Source organism: Brachybacterium sp. AOP42-C2-15 (genome assembly GCF_052377065.1).
Classification (GTDB): domain Bacteria; phylum Actinomycetota; class Actinomycetes; order Actinomycetales; family Dermabacteraceae; genus Brachybacterium.
In genome coordinates this window covers 1-17,285 of sequence record NZ_JBQSWK010000053.1, presented here as the reverse complement: position 1 = coordinate 17,285, position 17,285 = coordinate 1, and the positions used below count along the sequence as shown (strand labels likewise).

Genomic DNA, 17,285 nt, shown 5'->3' with positions numbered 1-17,285 from the left:
AGAAAAAGTTTCGGCGCGCATCGTCCTGATCGGCGGGGAGCAATTGAGCGGACTGATGATCCGATATGGCGTGGGTGTGCAACTCAAGCGCACGATACGAATCGTCAAGATCGACGAGGACTATTTCGAATCGGGAACCTGAGCGCCTGGCGGGAGAACAGTAGGACCCGGAGACACTGGTTCACTCTTGCGGCCGGCCCTCGGGCGTCGGCTTCGGCGCCGCGCGTGGGTGCTCGATCGTGACGTGTTCACCGTCGGCGATGCGGGAGTCAGGAAGTACCATGATTCTGGGGTCGACCCGGACCTTATCGCCGATGGTGCTGCGATAGCCGACGAGTGCGCCCTCGCCGAGAACGACGTCGCGGCCGAGGGTGGTGGCCTGGCCGACAGAGGAGAAGGTCTTCATCACTGTCCCTTGCCCGATGGTGGAGCGCCCGGTGATGTGGGCGTGGCGGCCGATATGGACGTCGGGGCCGATGTTGGTGTCAGAGCCGACGTTTGCTCCAGCGGAGATTTTCGTCCGCTCTCCGATCCGCGCCCGGGTCGAGATCGTGGCGTTCGGTCCGATTCGGACGCCTGAGCCGATGCGGGAGCCGCCGCCGATCCGCGCACTCGAACCCACCTGGGTGTCGGCATCAAGTCGTGCGCCGGCACCGGCGAAGGAGTGGTGGCCCATCTTCACGCGATCACCGATTGAGACATCCTCCTGAATCCGCACCATGTTCCGGATCGTCGCCGACGAGCTCACCGTCGCGGAATCGTCGATCTTGGCGGAGCGATCGATGCTCCCGCCGGCTGGCTCGACTTGGATGTCGGCCTCGCCGCGCGTGACTGACCCGAACTCGCCTCGATTACCCTGCTCGCCGGTGTCCTTCTTCCGCCTAATCGTCATGGCGCCCCGCCCTTCATCCCGATGGTGGCATCGTCGCTCGAGCAAGTGGGCGGGTCCGCAACCTTGGGGTAACTGAAGACTCCCGCCGCCGTCTCGAACCCCGGTTCAGGATCAGCTCAGACGGCTGAACATCTACCTTCCGGACTCCGTGGCAAACGTGCGGGACAGCCGCCCGAAAACGACACAAAGCCGGGAGCCGCCACGTGGAGCACTGGGCGCTTCGACTACTGGCAGTTCCCGGCACAGGCCCGGCTTTTTCTACGAACCCAGACCCAGGTGAGCTCCTCCCGCAACATCCGAAAGAAACTCCCGTGATGTACCGGTTACCAGGAGATGTCAGGAATTCGATCGCTCCAGCGGCCTCAGCCGACTCAGCGAAGCGCTGCATCGGAAGCTGTGAATCGGCTGTAAGTGTTGGTGCCAGCCAGCCCCGGGCCTGCCACCACCAACACTTACAGGCTTCTGACTCATGTGCATCAGATTCCAGCTTCAGCTCCGCTGGACATCAAGATCTCTCCTCCCGGTCCATGAGGTCGTGCTGCTCTCCTGCGATGCTGTCGAGCCAGCGCGAACGTTCCTTGAAGAGCTCTTGTACGACCTCGGGCTGCTCTGCGGAACAGTCGGCGGCGGCGCTCTCGTCGACGTTGCTGCCGATAGGCACCAGGGACAGCCCCGCGCCGATATCTGTGTGCTCGACGAGCAGAATCCGGCGACGGTACTCGTCATTCTCCGGATCAGCCCAGCGGAGCTTCCACTCCCGGTTGCGCACGGCCCACTGGAACCCGGTGTCGAAGTGTAGGTACTCATGCCCTGCCCCATCGCCGTTCCATACCTGCTGGAGCGACCTGCCGTCGAGGTGTGCATCCCGCGGTCCCTCTGCACCTGCCGCTTGAAGGAACGTCGGGACCAGGTCCAGGCTCGACGCGAGCACGTCGGACGTCTGCCCCGGGCTGATGGCCGATGGCCACGACACCAGGAGAGGCACCCGGATGCCGCCTTCGTACAGGCTGTATTTCGCACCTTCGAGCGGTGCGTTGTCACCGTAGTTGCAGGTCGAACCACCGTTGTCCGTCATGTAGACGACAAGGGTGTTCTCCCTTTGGCCGCTGCGCTCGAGGCTGTCGAGGATCCGGCCGATCTCGCGGTCCATGATCTCGAGCTGCGCGAGGTAGTAGGCGCGCCCATTCTCCAGGTTAGGGGAGATGGCACCGTCGTACCAGTCCACGTACTCCTCGACGTCCGGATCGAAGTCGGAGTACGAGGGCAGGCCTCGTGCCTCCAGCTCGTCCTGCGGGAGCTGCCACGTGAAATTGTGGACAGCGTTGAAAGCCGTGTAGCAGAAGAACGGTTGGTTCTCCCCCTGACGCCTGTCCGCCTCGAGGAAGTCGATGGTGCGGTCGGCGAGTTCGACGGTCAAATGCTGATACGTGTCCACCGGCGTGCCGTTTTCATACATAGGACTGACCCCATGCACCCTCTGTACGTCCTCCCCGCGCTCCTGCAATGCGTCCGAGGAGTGAGTGAGGTAATGGAGGCGGCCCATGCTGGGCCCAGCGAGCCCGTAAAACGAGCTCGCGAAACCGTGGCGCTCGGGGCATGCACGATCCCCCACTTGCTCGTGGCCGTAGTGCACCTTGCCGAAGTAGCCGCAGTCGTACCCGGCCTCCCCGAGCATCTCTGGGAGGACCTTCCGTTCCGTGGGAGGGAACCGGGATGTGTCGAACCAGTGTGCGCCCCAGCGCTGCTGATACGCGCCGGCGATGAGCCCAGACCGGGACGGCGAGCAGATCGGAGCGGTCACATACGCGTTGGTGAATTCCATCCCGGACCGGGCCAGCGCGTCGAGATGGGGCGTTTGCGCGTCGCAGCTGCCGAGAGCTGAACGGTCACCGTAGCCGTGATCGTCCGAGACGATCAGGAGAATGTTCGGTGCACTCATGCCTTTACCGCCCCACTAGTCATGCCGGACTTCAGATAGCGCTGCAACCAGAGGAACAGGACTATCAGCGGGAGGGAGCTGACCAGCGCTCCCAGCAGAACCAGGATCGTGTACTCCGGAGACTGGGTCACGCGCGAGTTCCAGATGTACAGGCCGACGGTCGCGGGATACTTCTCGCTCGACGACAGCACCATCAGCGGGAGCAGGAAGTTGTTCCAGATCGCGATCACTTGGATGAGGAAGATGGTCACGAGCCCGGGCGTCATCAGCCGCAGCCCAATAGTAAAGGCGATACGCATCTCTCCGGCTCCGTCGATCCTCGCCGCTTCCAGTAGCTCCTTCGGTATCGACTGCTGAGCAAACATCCGGCCCAGGAAGATGGCCATGGGGCTGACGAGGCTGGGCAACAAGTAAGCCCAGTACGTGTCCACGATTCCGAGTCGCACGACGACCAGGTAGATGGGGAAGGCGAGCACGGTGGCCGGCAGAAGGGTCCCGACGAGAACGGCTGCCGTTATGAACGTCTTGCCTCGGAAGCGCAGCAACGCCAGAGCGTACCCGGTTGCGGCGGAGATCAGCGTGCACAGGGCGCCACCGATGCCGGAATAAATCAGTGAGTTGACGAACCAGCGTCCGAATATCCCGTCCTCGGCGGTGAACAACGCCCGGAGGTTGTCGAAGGTGTGCGGCGGGATAGTGGGCACGACCCCGCTCGTCGAGGCGAGCTGTGAGGTGGTCTTGGTGGAAGCGATTAGCTGCCAGAAGACCGGAAACAGGAAGTAGATGCAAAAGGCGATGATGATCGCCGTTCCGATGACGGTGGGTAGGAGCGCCTTCTTTCGCGTCGCTGCGACGATGCTATGAGGAGCAAGGTGTGTTCTACGAGTTGTCTGTGCGGTCATGATCAAGTCCTCTCCCGGATCTGCAAAACCAAGCCTGCCATCGCGAAAGCGAGCAGCGCGACGATGAGCGCCAGTGCTGACGCTATTCCTGGTTGCCCCTCATTCATCGCGAGGTTATACACGGCAAGGTTCGGCGTGAATCTCGAGTCCACACTGTTCGTCATCCCGCGGAGCACTGCTGGTCCGGCGAACTGCTGCAGCGAGCCGATCACAGAGAACAGCAGAGTTACGACCAAAGCCGGAATGACGAGCGGCAGCTTGATGCGCAGCGCGACCGTCGTGCCGGCCGCACCGTCCATGCGGGCAGATTCCAAGATTTCCTTTGGGATCGCCTGGAGGGCGGCGAAGATGATGATCATGTTGTAGCCGGTCCATTCCCAGGTGGTCATGTTCATGATCGAGAACAGCACGACGTCCTCGTGCAGGAAGTCGGCGGGGATTCCGAGGCTGCGGAGCGCTCGCACGATGGGGCTCACCTGAGGGAGGTAGAGCGCACCCCAGAGGAGGGCCGCGATCACGCCGGGGATCGCGTGGGGGAGGAAGATCGCCGCCTGGAAAAATTTTTTCCCCCACACAATGCCGGCATCGAAGAGTAATGCGAAGAAGGTCGCCAAGATGAGCATGACCGGCACCTGGATGATCCCGATTAGGAACACTCGGACAAATCCGTCTCGGACTCCTTTATCAGAGAGTGCGGAGACGTAGTTGTCGAAGCCAGCGAATTGTCGAGTCGCGGCCCCGAGGCCGAGGCCGCTCTGCGTGGTCGCCGTGAAACTTTCGATGGTGGCGAGAACCATGGGCGCAGCGAAGAAGATTGTGTATAGCACCGCCAAGGGCGCGATAAGGATCCATGCCGAGACCACTTCGGACGAGCGTGTCCAGTGGGCAGGTCTCGTACGAGCGTTCCCGTTCATCCCTCTCGCACCTCGAACCCACTGTTTCGCAGGCGCCCGACAACTTCCTCTTGCACGGAGTTCAGCATGTCCGTGCAGTCCCCTGCCTTGATGGCGTCCCCGATACTGTCCTCGAACAGGGTGAACACCGTGGTCATCGACGGGCCCCACTGCCAGTCTTTGCTGACGAGCTCGGCGGCCTCGGCGAACACGGGGGCCACCTTCTGTCCGCCGAAGAACTCGTCGGGTTGCGAGTAGCCGTCGACTTGATCGGCGTTGCCGGAGGCAGGGTAATAGCCCGAGTTCTCGTATTGGAGGTTCATGGCCGTCGGATCCGCAGCGAGCCAGTCCGCGAACTTCAATGCCGCGGCGACGTTTTTCGAGCCCTCCATCACCGCCCAGTTCGATCCTCCCCAGAGGCTGTTCGTCGGCTCGACTCCCTCCCACTGGGGAACGGGCATCGCGCGCCACGCCCCGGAGGTACGTTCGAGGTTTCCTTTCATGCCGCGGTAGCCCCAGATGCCGGTCGTGAAGCTTGCCACCTTGCTCGCGTCCAGCGCTTGCCAGAACCCGGCGTTGAAGCCCGGGTCGACCGTAACGAGGTCGTCGTTCGCCATACCGATCCAGAAGTTGAGCGCCTCACGGGTCGCTTCTCCGTTGAGCGAGACGACCCACGACTCATCTTCGATGGAAAACCAAGTGGCGTTGTTCTGCCAAGACACGGCCGCCATGAAGGCACCGCCGGTGATGAGCGTTCCCAGGTATGCGTCAGTGTCGGTACGGACCTTGCTCGCGAGGTCCCGGTACTCCTCCCAAGTACCCCCGAACTCGGCGCCGGCACCCGTGAGGATATCGTCGTTGACATAGGTAACGAGCGGACCCTGATCGTTGGGTATGCCGTATTGCTGTCCCTGGAAACCAGCCGAGCTCCAGGTCGGGGCCGAATAGTTCTGCTTGTACTGCTCGGCTTCGGCGGCCACGTCCATGAGGACGCCCCCGCTCACGGCAAAAGTCGGGATCTGCTGGGCCTCCACCTGCGCCAGATCGGGGCCGGTCCCCGACTTCACGGCGGATTCGATCTTCTTGTACGCGTCAGCCCCCGAGGGGATCACATTGTAGTTAACAGTGATGTCCGACTGACTCGCATTGAACTCGGCGACGATGGTGTCAAGTCCCGCCTGCCATGCCCAAAACTCAACCTCTCCGGTCGCGGACCCGGCACCTGCGCCGGAATCATCCCCACGGGTGTCTCCGCTGGAGCAGCCGGCTGCGCCGAGCAGCGCGGCGGTCCCTGACGCGGCCATGAACTGACGTCTGGTGGTGGTATGCATCTAAATTTCCTTCCAAATATGGGGCGTGGGCAACGCGAACATCGAGGGTGCGATGTCGGTCGCGGCACGGGAAGCATTCGTTCCAATCGGTCCGGCTACGGAGGCAGGTCGGCATCGAGCTGCCGCCGTCGCGCTGAGACGCCCCTCATTAGACCGTTCGGGACCACCCTTTGCAAGTAGGTCTCGAGGGGTCGTTCGATCTAACCCGAGTTAGAAGTGTGTTAGTACGCTCCCGATGTGATCTCCCAGTGCGACATGGAGCCGTGGGTGGAGATCATCCATGGAGTAGTGGACTGTTTGTCAGCACTGTGTCGGCGACCGATGTCGGCCCCGTGGGAGACCCTGTGGAAGACTGAGGGCCATGGGGAGAGTGAACAGGAAAGACGTTGCCGAACTCGCCGGCGTGGCGCCCTCGACGGTGTCCAACATCCTCAACGGCCGTGCTTCCGCGCTGGGGATCCTGCCGTCGACCGCCGACCGTGTCCGTGCTGCCGCATATGAACTGGGGTACATCCCGCATGCGGGGGCCCGGATGCTGCGAGCTGGGACATCGCAGACCCTCGGATTGATGCTGGGCGGCCTTCCGCTGCGGCTGCGCGCCCCGGTTCTCGTGGATATCGTCACCACGGCGATCGCGCAGGCGCGGCAACGCAGCCATGTCGTCTTGCCGTTCGTGAATCCCGGGGACACGGGAACGGACGTCAACTACATCGACAGGATCCTCGCCGACGTCGACCTTGCCGGTGTCATCGGGGAGCTGTCTCCGCGGAACCTTGCCGCGGGCGCACGGCTCCACGCGCTGGACATCCCGGTGGTGTGGATGTCGCTGGAGTCCCCACCGATGCGTCCTCCTGGTCTAGCGCATGTCACCATCAGACAGGCGCCAGGGGTTGAGGAGGTCATCCGCCAACTTTGGATGGAACCGGGTGAAGAAGCAGCCATTCTGGTGGGGCCTGGAGCGCGGCCCGAGCGCATCGATGTCGCGTTGCGGGCCTTCGACAGGGAAACGCACGTGATCTCCACGCCCACATGGCTGGCTCACGCAGGAGCGGAGGGTTTCGCCGTCGTTCGCGAGAACTATCCACGGGTTCGTACCGTCTTCTGTGGAGACGATCTGCTAGCCGCCGGATTCCTTGATGCCATGCGTGAGGCCGGTTTCGCCGCTCCCGATGACTACTCGGTCATGGGGTTCGGCGGGCACGAAAGCGATAGCCCCACTGAGCAGGGGATCACTAGTGTTCGCTGGCCCTTGCGCGAGCTCACCGAGGTCGCTGTCGAGCTTCTGGTGGGCCATCTGATGGGAGACGCTCGCCTCGAGCTGAGCGCATCGGCTCCGGTGGTGAGAACGGTCGACTGCAGCGCTCTTCTCGGTACTACTGCACGCCTGCGCCGCTGACGTGCCCCGCAGTGGCAGAGATTAACGCGGCCGGGACTGCCGCACTGATAGCTGACATCTTGACCTGCGCTACGGTTCGGCTTCCACTCTCGGTCGCTATCTTCCGGTGGTGGTGAGTGCACGCGGGGTGCGGGCGAGATCGTAGTCGTGGGGAGTCGAGTACTCGAGCGAGGAGTGTCGGCGGCGACGGTTGTAAAACACTTCGATGTACTCGAAGATCGCGTTCGCCAGCTCGATCCGGGTCTTCCACTTCTTCCGGTTCAGCAGCTCGATCTGCATCGTCGACCAGAACGACTCCATCATCGCATTGTCGAGACCATCACCGACGGTTCCGAACGAAGGTAGCAGGCCCGCTGGATGGGATGAGCCAGTTTGGGCTTCTCCCGCTCACCGAGCCCCCCACGCAGTTGGCTGATTGCCGCCTTCACATTACTTTGACAGCTTGCTGCCGTCCGGCCTCGTTCAGTGAGGTTGAAGGATGGGAGCCACCTTGAGTTCGTGCGTGGAAGCTGAGTTCAACAAGCTTTCGCCACTTCCGTCCGGCGACCTGCCGTGTGAATCCCGGGCCGGTCATCCGGTCGGGCACCGATGGATCTACGAGTGTGTCGATGTTGCCGCGGCCGGCCCGGCCCAGCAGGTACTGGTCTGTGCGTGGAACGGCGCCGGGGCGGAGCCAGTAGGGGGTGCCTGACAGAAGTCGTGCGTTCGTCGTGATCGTCTCGCCAGCTTCCGCGGAGCCCTCGCGATATGGAAGCTCCTTCTCGTCGAGCAGGCGCACGGGTCGCCAGCCCTCTTCGGTGTCGTCGGTGCCGCGTGCGAGGAAGGAGACGGTCAGCTCCTCGAAGGGGCTCGAGACTTCGTGTGGCCCGGGGAACCAGTCCGTCCAGGACACCATCCCGAGCCGCGAAGCCGTTCGATTCAGAGCCGTGCCGGGGTAGTCGCGCACTGCTTCCCGGATCGCGGCCTGGATCTCCGAGTTGGCGGTGTTCTTCGGAGCAGCGCTGGTGGCCTGCGACGGGGTGGATACGTCCACGACGAGCACGATGAGGGGGAGCTCGTAGGTGGGGTGGCGTTGGAGGATCTGCGCCCACTTGGCGATCTTGCGGCGGAACGCTTCACCGACCGAGGCCGTGGTCTCCAGGGCAATGACCAGGCCGTCGCGGCGCACGATCCCGGCGTCGGCCCTGCGACCCAAATCCGCCTGCTGCGCCTGCAGCCCTGATGCCGCGAGCAGGGACGGTAGTGAGACCTGCTTCTCGCCGAGCACAGTGGCGACGTCGTAGAACTCCGCAACGCGCAGAGCGAGCTCGGTGGTGAGGACGTTGTGGCGGTCGAAGCGGTGTTCGCTGTTCCAGTCCTGGCCGCCGGTGATGGCGATGTGTTCGGCGAAGGTGAGGGACTTGCGGTACTGGGCGTAGGCGTCGATCTGGTCGCCGACGGTCCACATGCTCATCCGCTGGCCGGCGGGGGCGAGGCGATTCATGCCCGCCGAGACGTAGCCGTGCGCGAGCATGCCGGCACTGAACGGGGCTCTTCCCGGTTCGTGGTGATGGGGAGCGTCGCGTCGTAGGCGCAGAACGGCTCGTGGCCCTGCTGTGATGGGTGTTGTCAAGACATCCACATTCCAGAGGACCACGAGCCTGTGCACGAGAATACTGGTTCGCAGCGGGATGCTGCGAGCACGATCTTCAACCTGCCCAACTACCGCGTCATCGACGCCATCGACCTGCCCGATGGTGGCCGGCGGGTGGTGATCGCCTCGACCGTCCCGCCGGGCTGTCCGTCCTGCGGGGTGCTCGCGACGAAGGTCCACTCCCGCCGGTCACAGCAGGTCAGGGACGTTCCCGTCGCCGGCGCGGCGGTGGTGGTGTGGGCCAAGCGGCGCTGGTTCTGCCTGGAGCCGGCCTGTGCCCGGGGCACGTTCGCCGAGGCCACCGAGCAGATCCCCCGTTACGCACGCTCGACGACCCGACTGCGGGACCAGGTCGTCTCGGCCGTGATCACCTCGGGCCGTGCAGCCTCCGAGGTGGCCCGGGCCCACGGCGTCTCGTGGTGGCTGGTCCAGTCCGCCCTCAGCGCCGCCGCTGTGGTCCTGCCTGACGTCGACGACGTGCGGGTAAGGCGTCTGGGGGTCGATGAGCACCGCTACCGGTCAGTGCGCTGGTTCCGCACCGACGAGGGCGCTTGGAGACGGTTCGAGCCGTGGATGACGACACTGGTCGACCTGGCCACCGGGCAGGTCCTCGGCATCGTCGACGGCCGCGACTCCAGGGCCGTCGGGGACTGGCTGGCCCAGCGCTCCGAGGCCTGGCGGGAGCGGATCGAGATCGTCGCGATCGATCCCTCGGCCGCGTTCCGCAAGGCGCTGCGGACCTACCTGCCCCGGGCCGCGGTCTCGGTCGACAAGTTCCACCTCGTCAAGCTCGGAAACGACATGGTCACCACCGTCCGGCAGCGCCTGGCCCGCACCCATCGCGGCCGTCGAGGTCGCAAGGAGGATCCGGCCTGGGCGCACCGAATGCTGCTACTACGCGGCGGCGACACCCTGACCCCGAGGGCCTGGGAGCGGCTCGAGGACGTGTTCCGCACCGATGACCCCACCGACGAGCTCTCCGCTGCCTGGGGCATCAAAGAGCAGCTCCGCCGCCTCCTGTCCACCGACACTCTCGCCCAGGCCTGGGACGAACGGATGCGGATGGGCTACTTCGCCCAGATCGCGAACATGCCCGAGACGACGAAGCTCTACGACACCGTCGTGGCCTGGTGGGACGCGATCGAGGTCCTCATCGTCACCGGCGCAACCACCGCGAAGGTCGAAGCGGGCAACACCGGCATCAAGAACATCAAACGCACCGGCCGCGGATTCCGCAACCCGGAGAACTACCGGACCCGTATCCTGCTGACCAGCGCCGCGAGAACCGTAGCGTGAATACCCGTCCCAGCAGGGTCATTCACCACGAACCGCGAAGAGCCCGATACCCGGGACCGGATCCTGCAACGTGATCACGCAAATGTCAGCTTCGAGCCCTGATCGGAATGCGATGTTGCCGGCGGCACCCTGCACGACCCCTACACCGGGACTACGATCGCGGGGAACCTCAACGGAGACCGTTCAGGTCAACCACATCGTCCCTCTCGCAGGTGCTTGGTACTCCGGAGCCGAGCAGTGGAGCGCGCAGGAGCGAGAGCGGTTCGCGAACGACCCGGGCACCCTCGTAACCGTCGCGGCAGCGACGAACGGCTAGAAGAGCGATGTCTCGATCTCTGAGTGGCACCCCTCTGGACCGCCCGTACCAGTGCACCCGATGCCTATACGCGGCCCAGCACGTGCACGTCCTGGCCGAGTACGAGCACACCGTCACGCGACACGACGTCCAACTGCTGACGATGCTCGAGTCCTGCTGCCGCGAGGTTCCCTACGGCAACTATGCACTTCGAACTTGATTGGAATCGACCTTTCAATTCGTCATGAGGTGAGGAGGGTGATCGCAACCGCTAGAGCGGCAGGGGCTGCAGCAATTGCTCCGGCGATTTCCAGGATTCGAGTTGCCTTCTTTATTCGAGGTCGACTATCGCCCATGTCATCCTGCTCCGCGATGGCATTCAGTATCGCTTTGGAGGCCGTGGCAAACGCAGCGATTATTACAAAGATGGCCGCGTTGATAATCGAAATCATTGCAGTCAGAGAGACCAGAATGAGAAGGAAAGCAATGATTCCGAGAGAGAGGAAAAGCTTCCACCAGGGGAGCTGCGGGGGAGTAGCCGACCGGACGTCTGGGTCGATCCCCTGCGGATCAACGACCAAACTGATGGACCATGTCGAGTGATCCACGTCGGGAGTTATGGCATTGAGGTGATCTACGATATCTGGACGCGAGTTAGTAAGGTCTGAGACCTGCAGCGGGGCCGCTTCGGGCTGAGAGTCTGTGAATCGTAAGTTCCATCTTGATTGCGCCTAACTGGCGATCAAGTTAATTGTATTCAATGGTCGTTTACCTTAATTTGAGAAGGTGTTCAGGATCGGTCGCTCTGGCCCGATGTTCGCGATCGCTCTTGCCACTCGAGTACGCCGATCCCGGCTCGGGAGAAGCCTAGCGGATAGAGACGCCAAGCTATGTCACACCGCGTTATATGAACATCTGGGAAGACACGGGGGCGCTGCAAGCCGTGGTGCTTAGGCGCTATGACGCCTCCCTGCACCGACCGACTAGTTTCATCTTGCGCAGCTTCGGACAGGTGGCCACTGAACAGGCCTGAGGCAGGGATGGGGCCCAGGATGGCGAAATCCACCCAGGCGTGTGCCGGACCCACGGTAGCTCCCGACTCTATCTAGTCGGTGCTGTCGCCCCGGGCTTACATGAGGCGCTTCGAAACTGAGACCCGCCCATTTCACAGGTGAAGGGGAGTAACGAGGGGAACCAACATGGCGACGAAAGCTCGGACGGTAAGCAGCTTCAGCTCGAAGGTGCGGAAGCGAGATACTGGCGAGCAGGGCAACCAGGGCGAGTTCGCTGCCGTGTCCCGCGGCGAGGCGGACATCCCGATCCCGGCACCACACGCCAAGGCCCGCCCGATCATCGGGGAAGATGCCCAGATCGCGGCCAGTGCCCGGTTCGGAGAGGGCGTGCGCATCGGCGACGGCGCCCGCGTCGGGGAAGACGTCACGATCGGTGACGGCGTGAGTATCGGGGAGGGGGTCGTGATCCGAGATGGGGCTCAGATCGGGGCCAGCACGAGCATCGAGGATGATGCCTCGATCGGAGAGGGCGCCAGCGTGGGGGAGAGAGCCACGATTCGTGAGGGCGTGATCTTGCAGGCCAGCTCCGTGATCGGCGACGGGGTTGTGCTCGACGAGGAGGTCTCGGTGGGTGAGGGTGCGCGGCTCGGTCGGGAAGTTCAGGTCGAGCAGTCCACGCGCATCGGTGCTCAGGTGACGATCGATGAGGGTGCTGTGGTCGGGGAGGACAGCGTGCTCGAGGATCGCTCGTCCATCCGACATTCGAGCCGGGTCGGTGACTCGGTCACGGTCGGGAAGAGCACGGAGATCCATGCTGGTTCGATCGTGTGTAGCGGTGCGCGGATCGGCAGCCGCAGCCGACTCGAGGGAACGTTCGGCGACGAACTCGAGGTCGGTTCCCGTTCGAGGCTGCTCGGCGGCAGCACCTGGGGCGACCGCGTCCAGATCGGCGACGGAGTGAAGGTGGATGTCGGGGCCACCTCACGGTTCGCGGACGTCACGCAGCTCGGCGACAAGACCATCCTCACTGCGGCCGTAGTCACCGGAGAGCTGTCCACTGGGGAGGGAGTCACGATCAAGGGTGGGCGCGGAGCCAGTGAGCTGCACGGCACCATCGCGATCGGCGCCGGCTCGACGCTCGACGGGGCGATCACGCTCCGGGACGGGACGGAGATCGGAGAGTCCGTCCAGATCCACGGGCCCAGCGGCGCCTACCCCGAAGAGGTCGTCACCCAAATCGACCGGGATTGCGAGGTCCTGGACCGCGCCATCATCCGCTCGGGCGTGAGGCTCGGTGAGCGCACCCTGGTCGGCTCGGCGGCAGAAAGCGGCCAGGCTGTGGTCACCGGAACGGGCACGGACGTCTGCGATCGGGCGCGAATCGGCGACTTCTCCGTCATCAACGGTTCGATGGTCGGTGAAGGTGCGACGGTCGGGCTCGGCGCCCAGACGGGCTACGGCGCGGAGCTGGGGGAGCGGTCGGTCATCGAGGACAACGCGGTCATCGAGCCGTACGCCCACGTCGAAGACGATGGCTACGTCCCCCGCGGGGCGGTCGTGACGGAGACTCCTCGCTGATCGTCCCGTGACGGCAGGGGAGCGCCCACTGGGCGGGCATGACCACCACGACGACGCACCGCACGCTCAAGGCGACTCCACTGTCGGTCCCTCCCCGGCGCGCGGACACCCTGTTCGGACAGACACCGACAGTCACCTCCGAGGGGACCTCATGCGACCACTGCCCCTCCGCGTTGGCCAAGGTGAAGGCGATCTACGCGACCGGCCAGATCTACCTGTGCGGGCACCACGCCCGCCAGTCCTGGCGCGTGCTCGAACGCACCGCGCTTCGAATCCGCGCAGACATCCCGAACGGCTCGTACTACCTGCCCATGTCACCCCGCTGACCGACCCCAGGACGAAGGAGAACCCGCCATGATGACGCCGACTCTTGCGCCGTTCGAACGACTGCACGAGGACATCGAGCTGCTCGATGCCGCCGGCTGGCCTATGGAGCGCGTGCGTGCCGAGCTCTCCCACGAACAGATCGAAGAGATGATCGACGTCTACCTCGCTCGCAGCGACGACGCCGTGGCGGGAGCACTGAGCTCAGTCATCGGCGAAGCCCTCTGAGCGCCAGTTCCGGCAAGCTCGGAGCCTGTCAGCTCGTCTTGTCCAGGCGGGGCCTCAGCCAGGCTTTGACCGTGGTGCGCCAGCGCTCCGGGTCTGAGTTCCAGGTCATCGTGTGGTCGGCCTCGAACAGCTCGAGCATGACATACGGGTTCACCGCCGCGACCTGATCGGCGAGACGCCAGGGAGTGGAGTGGTCTTTGAGCCCCTGCAGGATAAGCGTGGGAATCCGGATACGGTCTCGAGCGCTCCAGTCCAGCAGTTCCAGGTTGATCTCGCAGGCCAGGCGCAGCCGACGTGCGAGCCGGGGGAAGGTCAGCCAGGGGTAGGCGAGGTGCGCAGTCCAGGAGGGGAGGCCGGCGCTGGTGAGGTTGGCGGAGACGGTCGCCCGCCAGTCCAAGACGGGGGATTCGGCGACGACGGCGAAGACCCGATCGCTCCATCGGGAGTCGTGGGCGAGGCGAAGCGCGATGTTAGCACCCATCGACCAGCCGAACAGGACGATCTGCTCGGCACCGTGCTTGACCGCGTAGTCCAGGGCTCGCTCGACGTCATGGAACTCCTCGAGGCCGAGTGTTGTTCTCCTCGACCCGACCTGTGGGCCTTCGGCCGAGTTTCGATACGTCGTCACGAGCGAGGTGAAACCCAGTTCGGAAGCGACGTGGACGCCGCGAAGGGTGCCTGCCCGAGAGCTGCCGAGACCGTGGATGTGCACAGCCCACGTGGCACCCGCGCCACTGCCGATCACCCACGCGGGAACCGGACCGTGCTCAGAGCCGATGGTGACGTCGACGGCGTGCAGGCCAGCCTCGGACGGTGTCGGGAACTCGATACCTGTCCACGAGATGCGTTCGACGCCAGCACTTGCGTCAGCAGCATCAGCGGTGACTCCTCGGGCAACCCCAGGGCCGGAAACGACGACGTCGGTGCTGAAGCGGATGTGGCGGCCATCTGGGAGGAACGCGCCGTACCTGCCCGGGCGGCGGGTCTGGGTGGTGTCGTCCAGGGTGATCGTCGACTGGTCCCCGTGGCTTGAGATGGCGAGAATTCGGGTGGTGTACCTCCGGCCGCTGTACGGCGCCGTGAGAGTACGTCCGATGGCGTAGCCGACTGCCCCCGCGAGACCAAGGGCGAGGATCGCGCCGCCGCCAACCATCAGCGGCACGGCCCGCTTACGCATCGGCACGCACCGAAGAATGCTCACCCATGAGGTGGCGCTCTGCCTCATCGAGAGCGGCGGCCTCATCGGTCGTCAAGGTGAAGTCGTGCCCCTTGGTGGCTTGGACGTCACGCACTTCTACGACGAGTCGGTACAGAGCGGAACCGTGATCGTCGGACTTTTCGACCCGTGCGCCGAGCGGTTCGAGATCCTGTGCTCGTTCCCAAGCCGGCGTGATCGTCCCGAGCAAGTGGATGGATCGCTTGTTGTGCCGACGGTTGTCGATGAGCCGGCCGAGGGGGAGCAGTACGAACCCGGCCGTGATGAGCAGGAAGCTGATCGGGTTGACGTAGTCGTAGACGCCCTGCGCAACCGCGAGGACCCGGTCGTTGCCGGCGACGTGGGAAGCGTCCATCACGAGGACGTCGAGGCACGAGAGGGTTTGTATCGCTCCGCCGAGCATGAGGATGATGGTGGCGAGCCGTTTCGCGCCACGGACCCGACTGGCTTCACGTGCGCAGATGATGGCGAGAGCGGCCGTGACGGCGCCGAAGTACACGTGCTGCACGCCCGAGTAGAGGGCTGCGGCCGGTTGGTCGCCGTAGTCGATCATGAAACGGGCGGACGTACCTTCCATGTCGATCTGCGAGAACGCGAGTGTCGAGATGGCGGCGACGGTGATGGCGACGGTGAGCCAGGTGCGGCGAGGGCCCAGCACGAGTTTGCTGAGCCACATCTGCTCGTTCGATGCGCGGGCTACGCCGCGGGCGAGGGCCGATATTCCGAAGATGATGGCGACGTTGGCGATCAGGTCTGTGAGGTTGTGTCCGCCGAGCCAGGTGTCGACCGTCAGGTACAGCGGCGAGATGTTCAGAGATAGGCCCACTCCGACAGATGCGGTCGCGTTGATGGTTGATCGGTCCGCGGCTCCGTGGCCTCTGAGGATGATGAGCCCGATGACGGCGAGCCAGAGTGCCGTGGCGATGAGGACCTGGGTCATCCGAACACCTTGGTGAAGGATGACTGCTGGGCGTTCCGGCGCAGTGAGTGGGCGAGGCGGTCTGCCAGGGATTCGGCGTCGCGTTCGAGCTGGTTGTCGTCGTGGCCGCGTGCGAGGGTGCGGATGACGGCGTTCTCCGGGAGGTCGGGGAACAGTTTCGTGGCACTGCTCTTGCCCACTGCCAGGTCGTGGCCGAGGATCATGTGCGCCAGTTCGTGGAGGATGATCTGCTGGCGATGGAGTTCAGAGGGGGCGGGGGCGTGCAACACGTAGTCCCCGAATTTGGTGTTGAGCCAGATTCCGAAGAGTCCGTCTTCGGGTTTCATCTCGGGAAATTCGATGATCTTGATCGTGGTCTCGCGGCGATGTTCGATGGCGGAGACGATGTCGTCGAAGGTGAATGAGTCGGGGAGCGTGATTCCGAGTGACGGGTTGGCTTCTGTCATTCGGCGACCTTTGTTCGCCATGGGTTACCTTCCTTCGTACTGCCCTGCAGCTTCCTCATCCAGGAACCGGGTGATGGCGTCGAGAGTTCGTGGGGACACGTCCCCCAGGGTGCGTGCGGCGAAGGAGCGGACCCTGGAGATGCGCATTGCTCGGATGAGCTCGAGCTGCGATTGGACGCGTTCTGGGAGTGGTCCGTCGCTGAGCAGGAACTCCGGTTGCACGCCGAAGAAGTCGGCGAGGGACGCGAGGAGGTGGCGGTCGGTCACTTCGCGGTGCCCGTTGAGCATGTAGCTCCAGCGGGATCGGCTCAGGCTGATTCCGTGTGCTTCCAGGTGCGCAGAGATCTCGGAGTATGTGGGTTCGGCTCCGTGCTCGACGGCGTAGAGGTCGACGAGGAGTCGGAGGCGTTGCGGCGTGTCCAGTGCGTCCTGGTCGCCGGCGCCGTCTTCGCGGTTATCCACAATCCTTCCCTCCCCTTAGACATGTCTAACCCTACCTGCTAGACATGTCTCACGCAGGTTGGACATGCCCAACGCAGGGAGTTGGCCATGCCTGGCCCGTCCTGTCGCCGACGAGGAATCCACGGATGAACAGCACACTTGCCCGTTCCGCCGCACCCACGAGGCTTCTCCGGAAGCCACTGCGCATGAGACCCCAGCCTGCGAGTTGCACGGGCGATCGACGCAGGCCACCGCACAGGCATCGGTGGTGACGAGGTGAGGGACCGTTCCGCCGTTACCGCTCCATCCTCCCAGCACCACGCGGGGTGCGAATGCGTACGAGACACCCTCGATGCGCCGTGGAAGGCAGAGCTCTGCACCGTCCTCCACGCGCGCGACGAGGCTGAGCTGCGCTGGCGGTTGGATGCGTTCCTCGAAGGTCACCTGCCCGAAGTCCGGCGCGTGCTCGCGCGAGTCAAGCGCGTCGCCCGCCTGCAGTGGGATGACGACGACCTCGCACTG

At 64.1% G+C, this 17,285-nt stretch carries 18 protein-coding genes and 1 pseudogene; 7 read left to right on the top strand and 12 right to left on the bottom strand.

What is annotated here, in order from left to right:
- Positions 1-181: 181 nt before the first annotated feature.
- The 5 genes from ACT3SQ_RS17745 to ACT3SQ_RS17725 form a co-directional block, all read right to left on the bottom strand.
- Positions 182-937 (bottom strand): hypothetical protein, encoded by a 756-nt coding sequence (locus tag ACT3SQ_RS17745; protein WP_444601522.1) that lies wholly within the window; start codon positions 935-937, stop codon positions 182-184.
- 460 nt (positions 938-1,397) lie between these two features.
- A complete protein-coding gene (locus ACT3SQ_RS17740; protein ID WP_444601521.1) occupies positions 1,398-2,831 on the bottom strand; it encodes a sulfatase family protein in 1,434 nt (477 codons plus the stop codon).
- Complete coding sequence (locus ACT3SQ_RS17735) at positions 2,828-3,733, bottom strand: carbohydrate ABC transporter permease (RefSeq protein ID WP_444601520.1); 906 nt, start codon at positions 3,731-3,733, stop codon at positions 2,828-2,830. The genes ACT3SQ_RS17740 and ACT3SQ_RS17735 overlap by 4 nt, the downstream gene beginning before the upstream one ends.
- Positions 3,734-3,735: 2 nt before the next feature.
- The gene (locus ACT3SQ_RS17730; RefSeq protein WP_444601519.1) at positions 3,736-4,530 is read right to left on the bottom strand and encodes a carbohydrate ABC transporter permease; all 795 of its coding nucleotides are present in this window, start codon (positions 4,528-4,530) and stop codon (positions 3,736-3,738) included.
- Positions 4,531-4,643: 113 nt separating this feature from the next.
- Positions 4,644-5,957 carry an ABC transporter substrate-binding protein gene (locus ACT3SQ_RS17725; protein WP_444601518.1) on the bottom strand — a complete coding sequence of 438 codons (1,314 nt, stop codon included), beginning with the start codon at positions 5,955-5,957 and terminating at the stop codon, positions 4,644-4,646.
- A gap of 361 nt (positions 5,958-6,318) precedes the next feature.
- Between ACT3SQ_RS17725 and ACT3SQ_RS17720 the strand changes: the two genes are divergently transcribed.
- Complete coding sequence (locus ACT3SQ_RS17720) at positions 6,319-7,353, top strand: LacI family DNA-binding transcriptional regulator (protein WP_444601517.1); 1,035 nt, start codon at positions 6,319-6,321, stop codon at positions 7,351-7,353.
- A gap of 96 nt (positions 7,354-7,449) precedes the next feature.
- Here ACT3SQ_RS17720 and ACT3SQ_RS17715 read toward each other — a convergent pair.
- A pseudogene (locus tag ACT3SQ_RS17715) lies at positions 7,450-7,707 on the bottom strand (integrase core domain-containing protein); the annotation flags it as partial.
- Between the two features lie 70 nt (positions 7,708-7,777).
- Positions 7,778-8,866, bottom strand: coding sequence for a hypothetical protein (locus ACT3SQ_RS17710; RefSeq protein WP_444601516.1), 1,089 nt, complete (start codon positions 8,864-8,866; stop codon positions 7,778-7,780).
- A 129-nt stretch (positions 8,867-8,995) separates the two neighbouring features.
- Between ACT3SQ_RS17710 and ACT3SQ_RS17705 the strand changes: the two genes are divergently transcribed.
- Both ACT3SQ_RS17705 and ACT3SQ_RS17700 read left to right on the top strand, forming a co-directional pair.
- Positions 8,996-10,282: an ISL3 family transposase gene (locus ACT3SQ_RS17705; RefSeq protein ID WP_444601515.1), complete on the top strand. Its 1,287-nt coding sequence runs from the start codon at positions 8,996-8,998 to the stop codon at positions 10,280-10,282.
- An 82-nt stretch (positions 10,283-10,364) separates the two neighbouring features.
- A complete protein-coding gene (locus ACT3SQ_RS17700; protein WP_444601514.1) occupies positions 10,365-10,598 on the top strand; it encodes a GmrSD restriction endonuclease domain-containing protein in 234 nt (77 codons plus the stop codon).
- A gap of 221 nt (positions 10,599-10,819) precedes the next feature.
- On the opposite strand, the gene ACT3SQ_RS17695 is transcribed toward ACT3SQ_RS17700, so the two are convergent.
- Positions 10,820-11,185, bottom strand: coding sequence for a hypothetical protein (locus tag ACT3SQ_RS17695; RefSeq protein ID WP_444601513.1), 366 nt, complete (start codon positions 11,183-11,185; stop codon positions 10,820-10,822).
- A gap of 591 nt (positions 11,186-11,776) precedes the next feature.
- Here ACT3SQ_RS17695 and ACT3SQ_RS17690 point away from each other — a divergent pair.
- From ACT3SQ_RS17690 to ACT3SQ_RS17680, 3 genes are read left to right on the top strand one after another with little or no spacing between them, the layout of a single operon-like run.
- Positions 11,777-13,168, top strand: a complete 1,392-nt coding sequence (locus tag ACT3SQ_RS17690) for a DapH/DapD/GlmU-related protein (RefSeq protein WP_444601512.1) — start codon at positions 11,777-11,779, stop codon at positions 13,166-13,168.
- 38 nt (positions 13,169-13,206) lie between these two features.
- On the top strand, positions 13,207-13,494 hold the full coding sequence (locus ACT3SQ_RS17685; RefSeq protein WP_444601511.1) for a DUF7455 domain-containing protein: 288 nt from the start codon (positions 13,207-13,209) through the stop codon (positions 13,492-13,494).
- 28 nt (positions 13,495-13,522) lie between these two features.
- Positions 13,523-13,720, top strand: coding sequence for a hypothetical protein (locus ACT3SQ_RS17680; protein ID WP_444601510.1), 198 nt, complete (start codon positions 13,523-13,525; stop codon positions 13,718-13,720).
- A gap of 28 nt (positions 13,721-13,748) precedes the next feature.
- Here ACT3SQ_RS17680 and ACT3SQ_RS17675 read toward each other — a convergent pair whose 3' ends face one another.
- The 4 genes from ACT3SQ_RS17675 to ACT3SQ_RS17660 are packed head-to-tail and all read right to left on the bottom strand — an operon-like array spanning position 13,749 to position 16,784.
- On the bottom strand, positions 13,749-14,897 hold the full coding sequence (locus tag ACT3SQ_RS17675; protein ID WP_444601523.1) for an alpha/beta hydrolase family protein: 1,149 nt from the start codon (positions 14,895-14,897) through the stop codon (positions 13,749-13,751).
- Positions 14,890-15,876, bottom strand: coding sequence for a hypothetical protein (locus tag ACT3SQ_RS17670; RefSeq protein WP_444601509.1), 987 nt, complete (start codon positions 15,874-15,876; stop codon positions 14,890-14,892). The genes ACT3SQ_RS17675 and ACT3SQ_RS17670 overlap by 8 nt, the downstream gene beginning before the upstream one ends.
- Positions 15,873-16,343, bottom strand: coding sequence for a hypothetical protein (locus ACT3SQ_RS17665; protein WP_444601508.1), 471 nt, complete (start codon positions 16,341-16,343; stop codon positions 15,873-15,875). Before ACT3SQ_RS17665 ends, ACT3SQ_RS17670 begins: the two co-directional genes overlap by 4 nt.
- A gap of 3 nt (positions 16,344-16,346) precedes the next feature.
- Positions 16,347-16,784 carry a hypothetical protein gene (locus tag ACT3SQ_RS17660; protein WP_444601507.1) on the bottom strand — a complete coding sequence of 146 codons (438 nt, stop codon included), beginning with the start codon at positions 16,782-16,784 and terminating at the stop codon, positions 16,347-16,349.
- Positions 16,785-17,039: 255 nt separating this feature from the next.
- Here ACT3SQ_RS17660 and ACT3SQ_RS17655 point away from each other — a divergent pair.
- Positions 17,040-17,285, top strand: a 246-nt coding sequence (locus ACT3SQ_RS17655) for a hypothetical protein (RefSeq protein WP_444601506.1), incomplete at its 3' end; no start/stop codon positions are given.

Bases quoted from the DNA above. Each gene is read 5' to 3' on its own strand.
- ACT3SQ_RS17740 (WP_444601521.1), bottom strand. From the start codon at position 2,831: ATGAGTGCACCGAACATTCTCCTGATCGTCTCGGACGATCACGGCTAC.
- ACT3SQ_RS17735 (WP_444601520.1), bottom strand. From the start codon at position 3,733: ATGACCGCACAGACAACTCGTAGAACACACCTTGCTCCTCATAGCATC.
- ACT3SQ_RS17730 (WP_444601519.1), bottom strand. From the start codon at position 4,530: ATGGTTCTCGCCACCATCGAAAGTTTCACGGCGACCACGCAGAGCGGC.
- ACT3SQ_RS17725 (WP_444601518.1), bottom strand. From the start codon at position 5,957: ATGCATACCACCACCAGACGTCAGTTCATGGCCGCGTCAGGGACCGCC.
- ACT3SQ_RS17720 (WP_444601517.1), top strand. From the start codon at position 6,319: ATGGGGAGAGTGAACAGGAAAGACGTTGCCGAACTCGCCGGCGTGGCG.
- ACT3SQ_RS17710 (WP_444601516.1), bottom strand. From the start codon at position 8,866: ATGCTCGCGCACGGCTACGTCTCGGCGGGCATGAATCGCCTCGCCCCC.
- ACT3SQ_RS17700 (WP_444601514.1), top strand. From the start codon at position 10,365: ATGTCAGCTTCGAGCCCTGATCGGAATGCGATGTTGCCGGCGGCACCC.
- ACT3SQ_RS17690 (WP_444601512.1), top strand. From the start codon at position 11,777: ATGGCGACGAAAGCTCGGACGGTAAGCAGCTTCAGCTCGAAGGTGCGG.
- ACT3SQ_RS17685 (WP_444601511.1), top strand. From the start codon at position 13,207: ATGACCACCACGACGACGCACCGCACGCTCAAGGCGACTCCACTGTCG.
- ACT3SQ_RS17680 (WP_444601510.1), top strand. From the start codon at position 13,523: ATGATGACGCCGACTCTTGCGCCGTTCGAACGACTGCACGAGGACATC.
- ACT3SQ_RS17675 (WP_444601523.1), bottom strand. From the start codon at position 14,897: ATGCGTAAGCGGGCCGTGCCGCTGATGGTTGGCGGCGGCGCGATCCTC.
- ACT3SQ_RS17670 (WP_444601509.1), bottom strand. From the start codon at position 15,876: ATGACCCAGGTCCTCATCGCCACGGCACTCTGGCTCGCCGTCATCGGG.
- ACT3SQ_RS17665 (WP_444601508.1), bottom strand. From the start codon at position 16,343: ATGGCGAACAAAGGTCGCCGAATGACAGAAGCCAACCCGTCACTCGGA.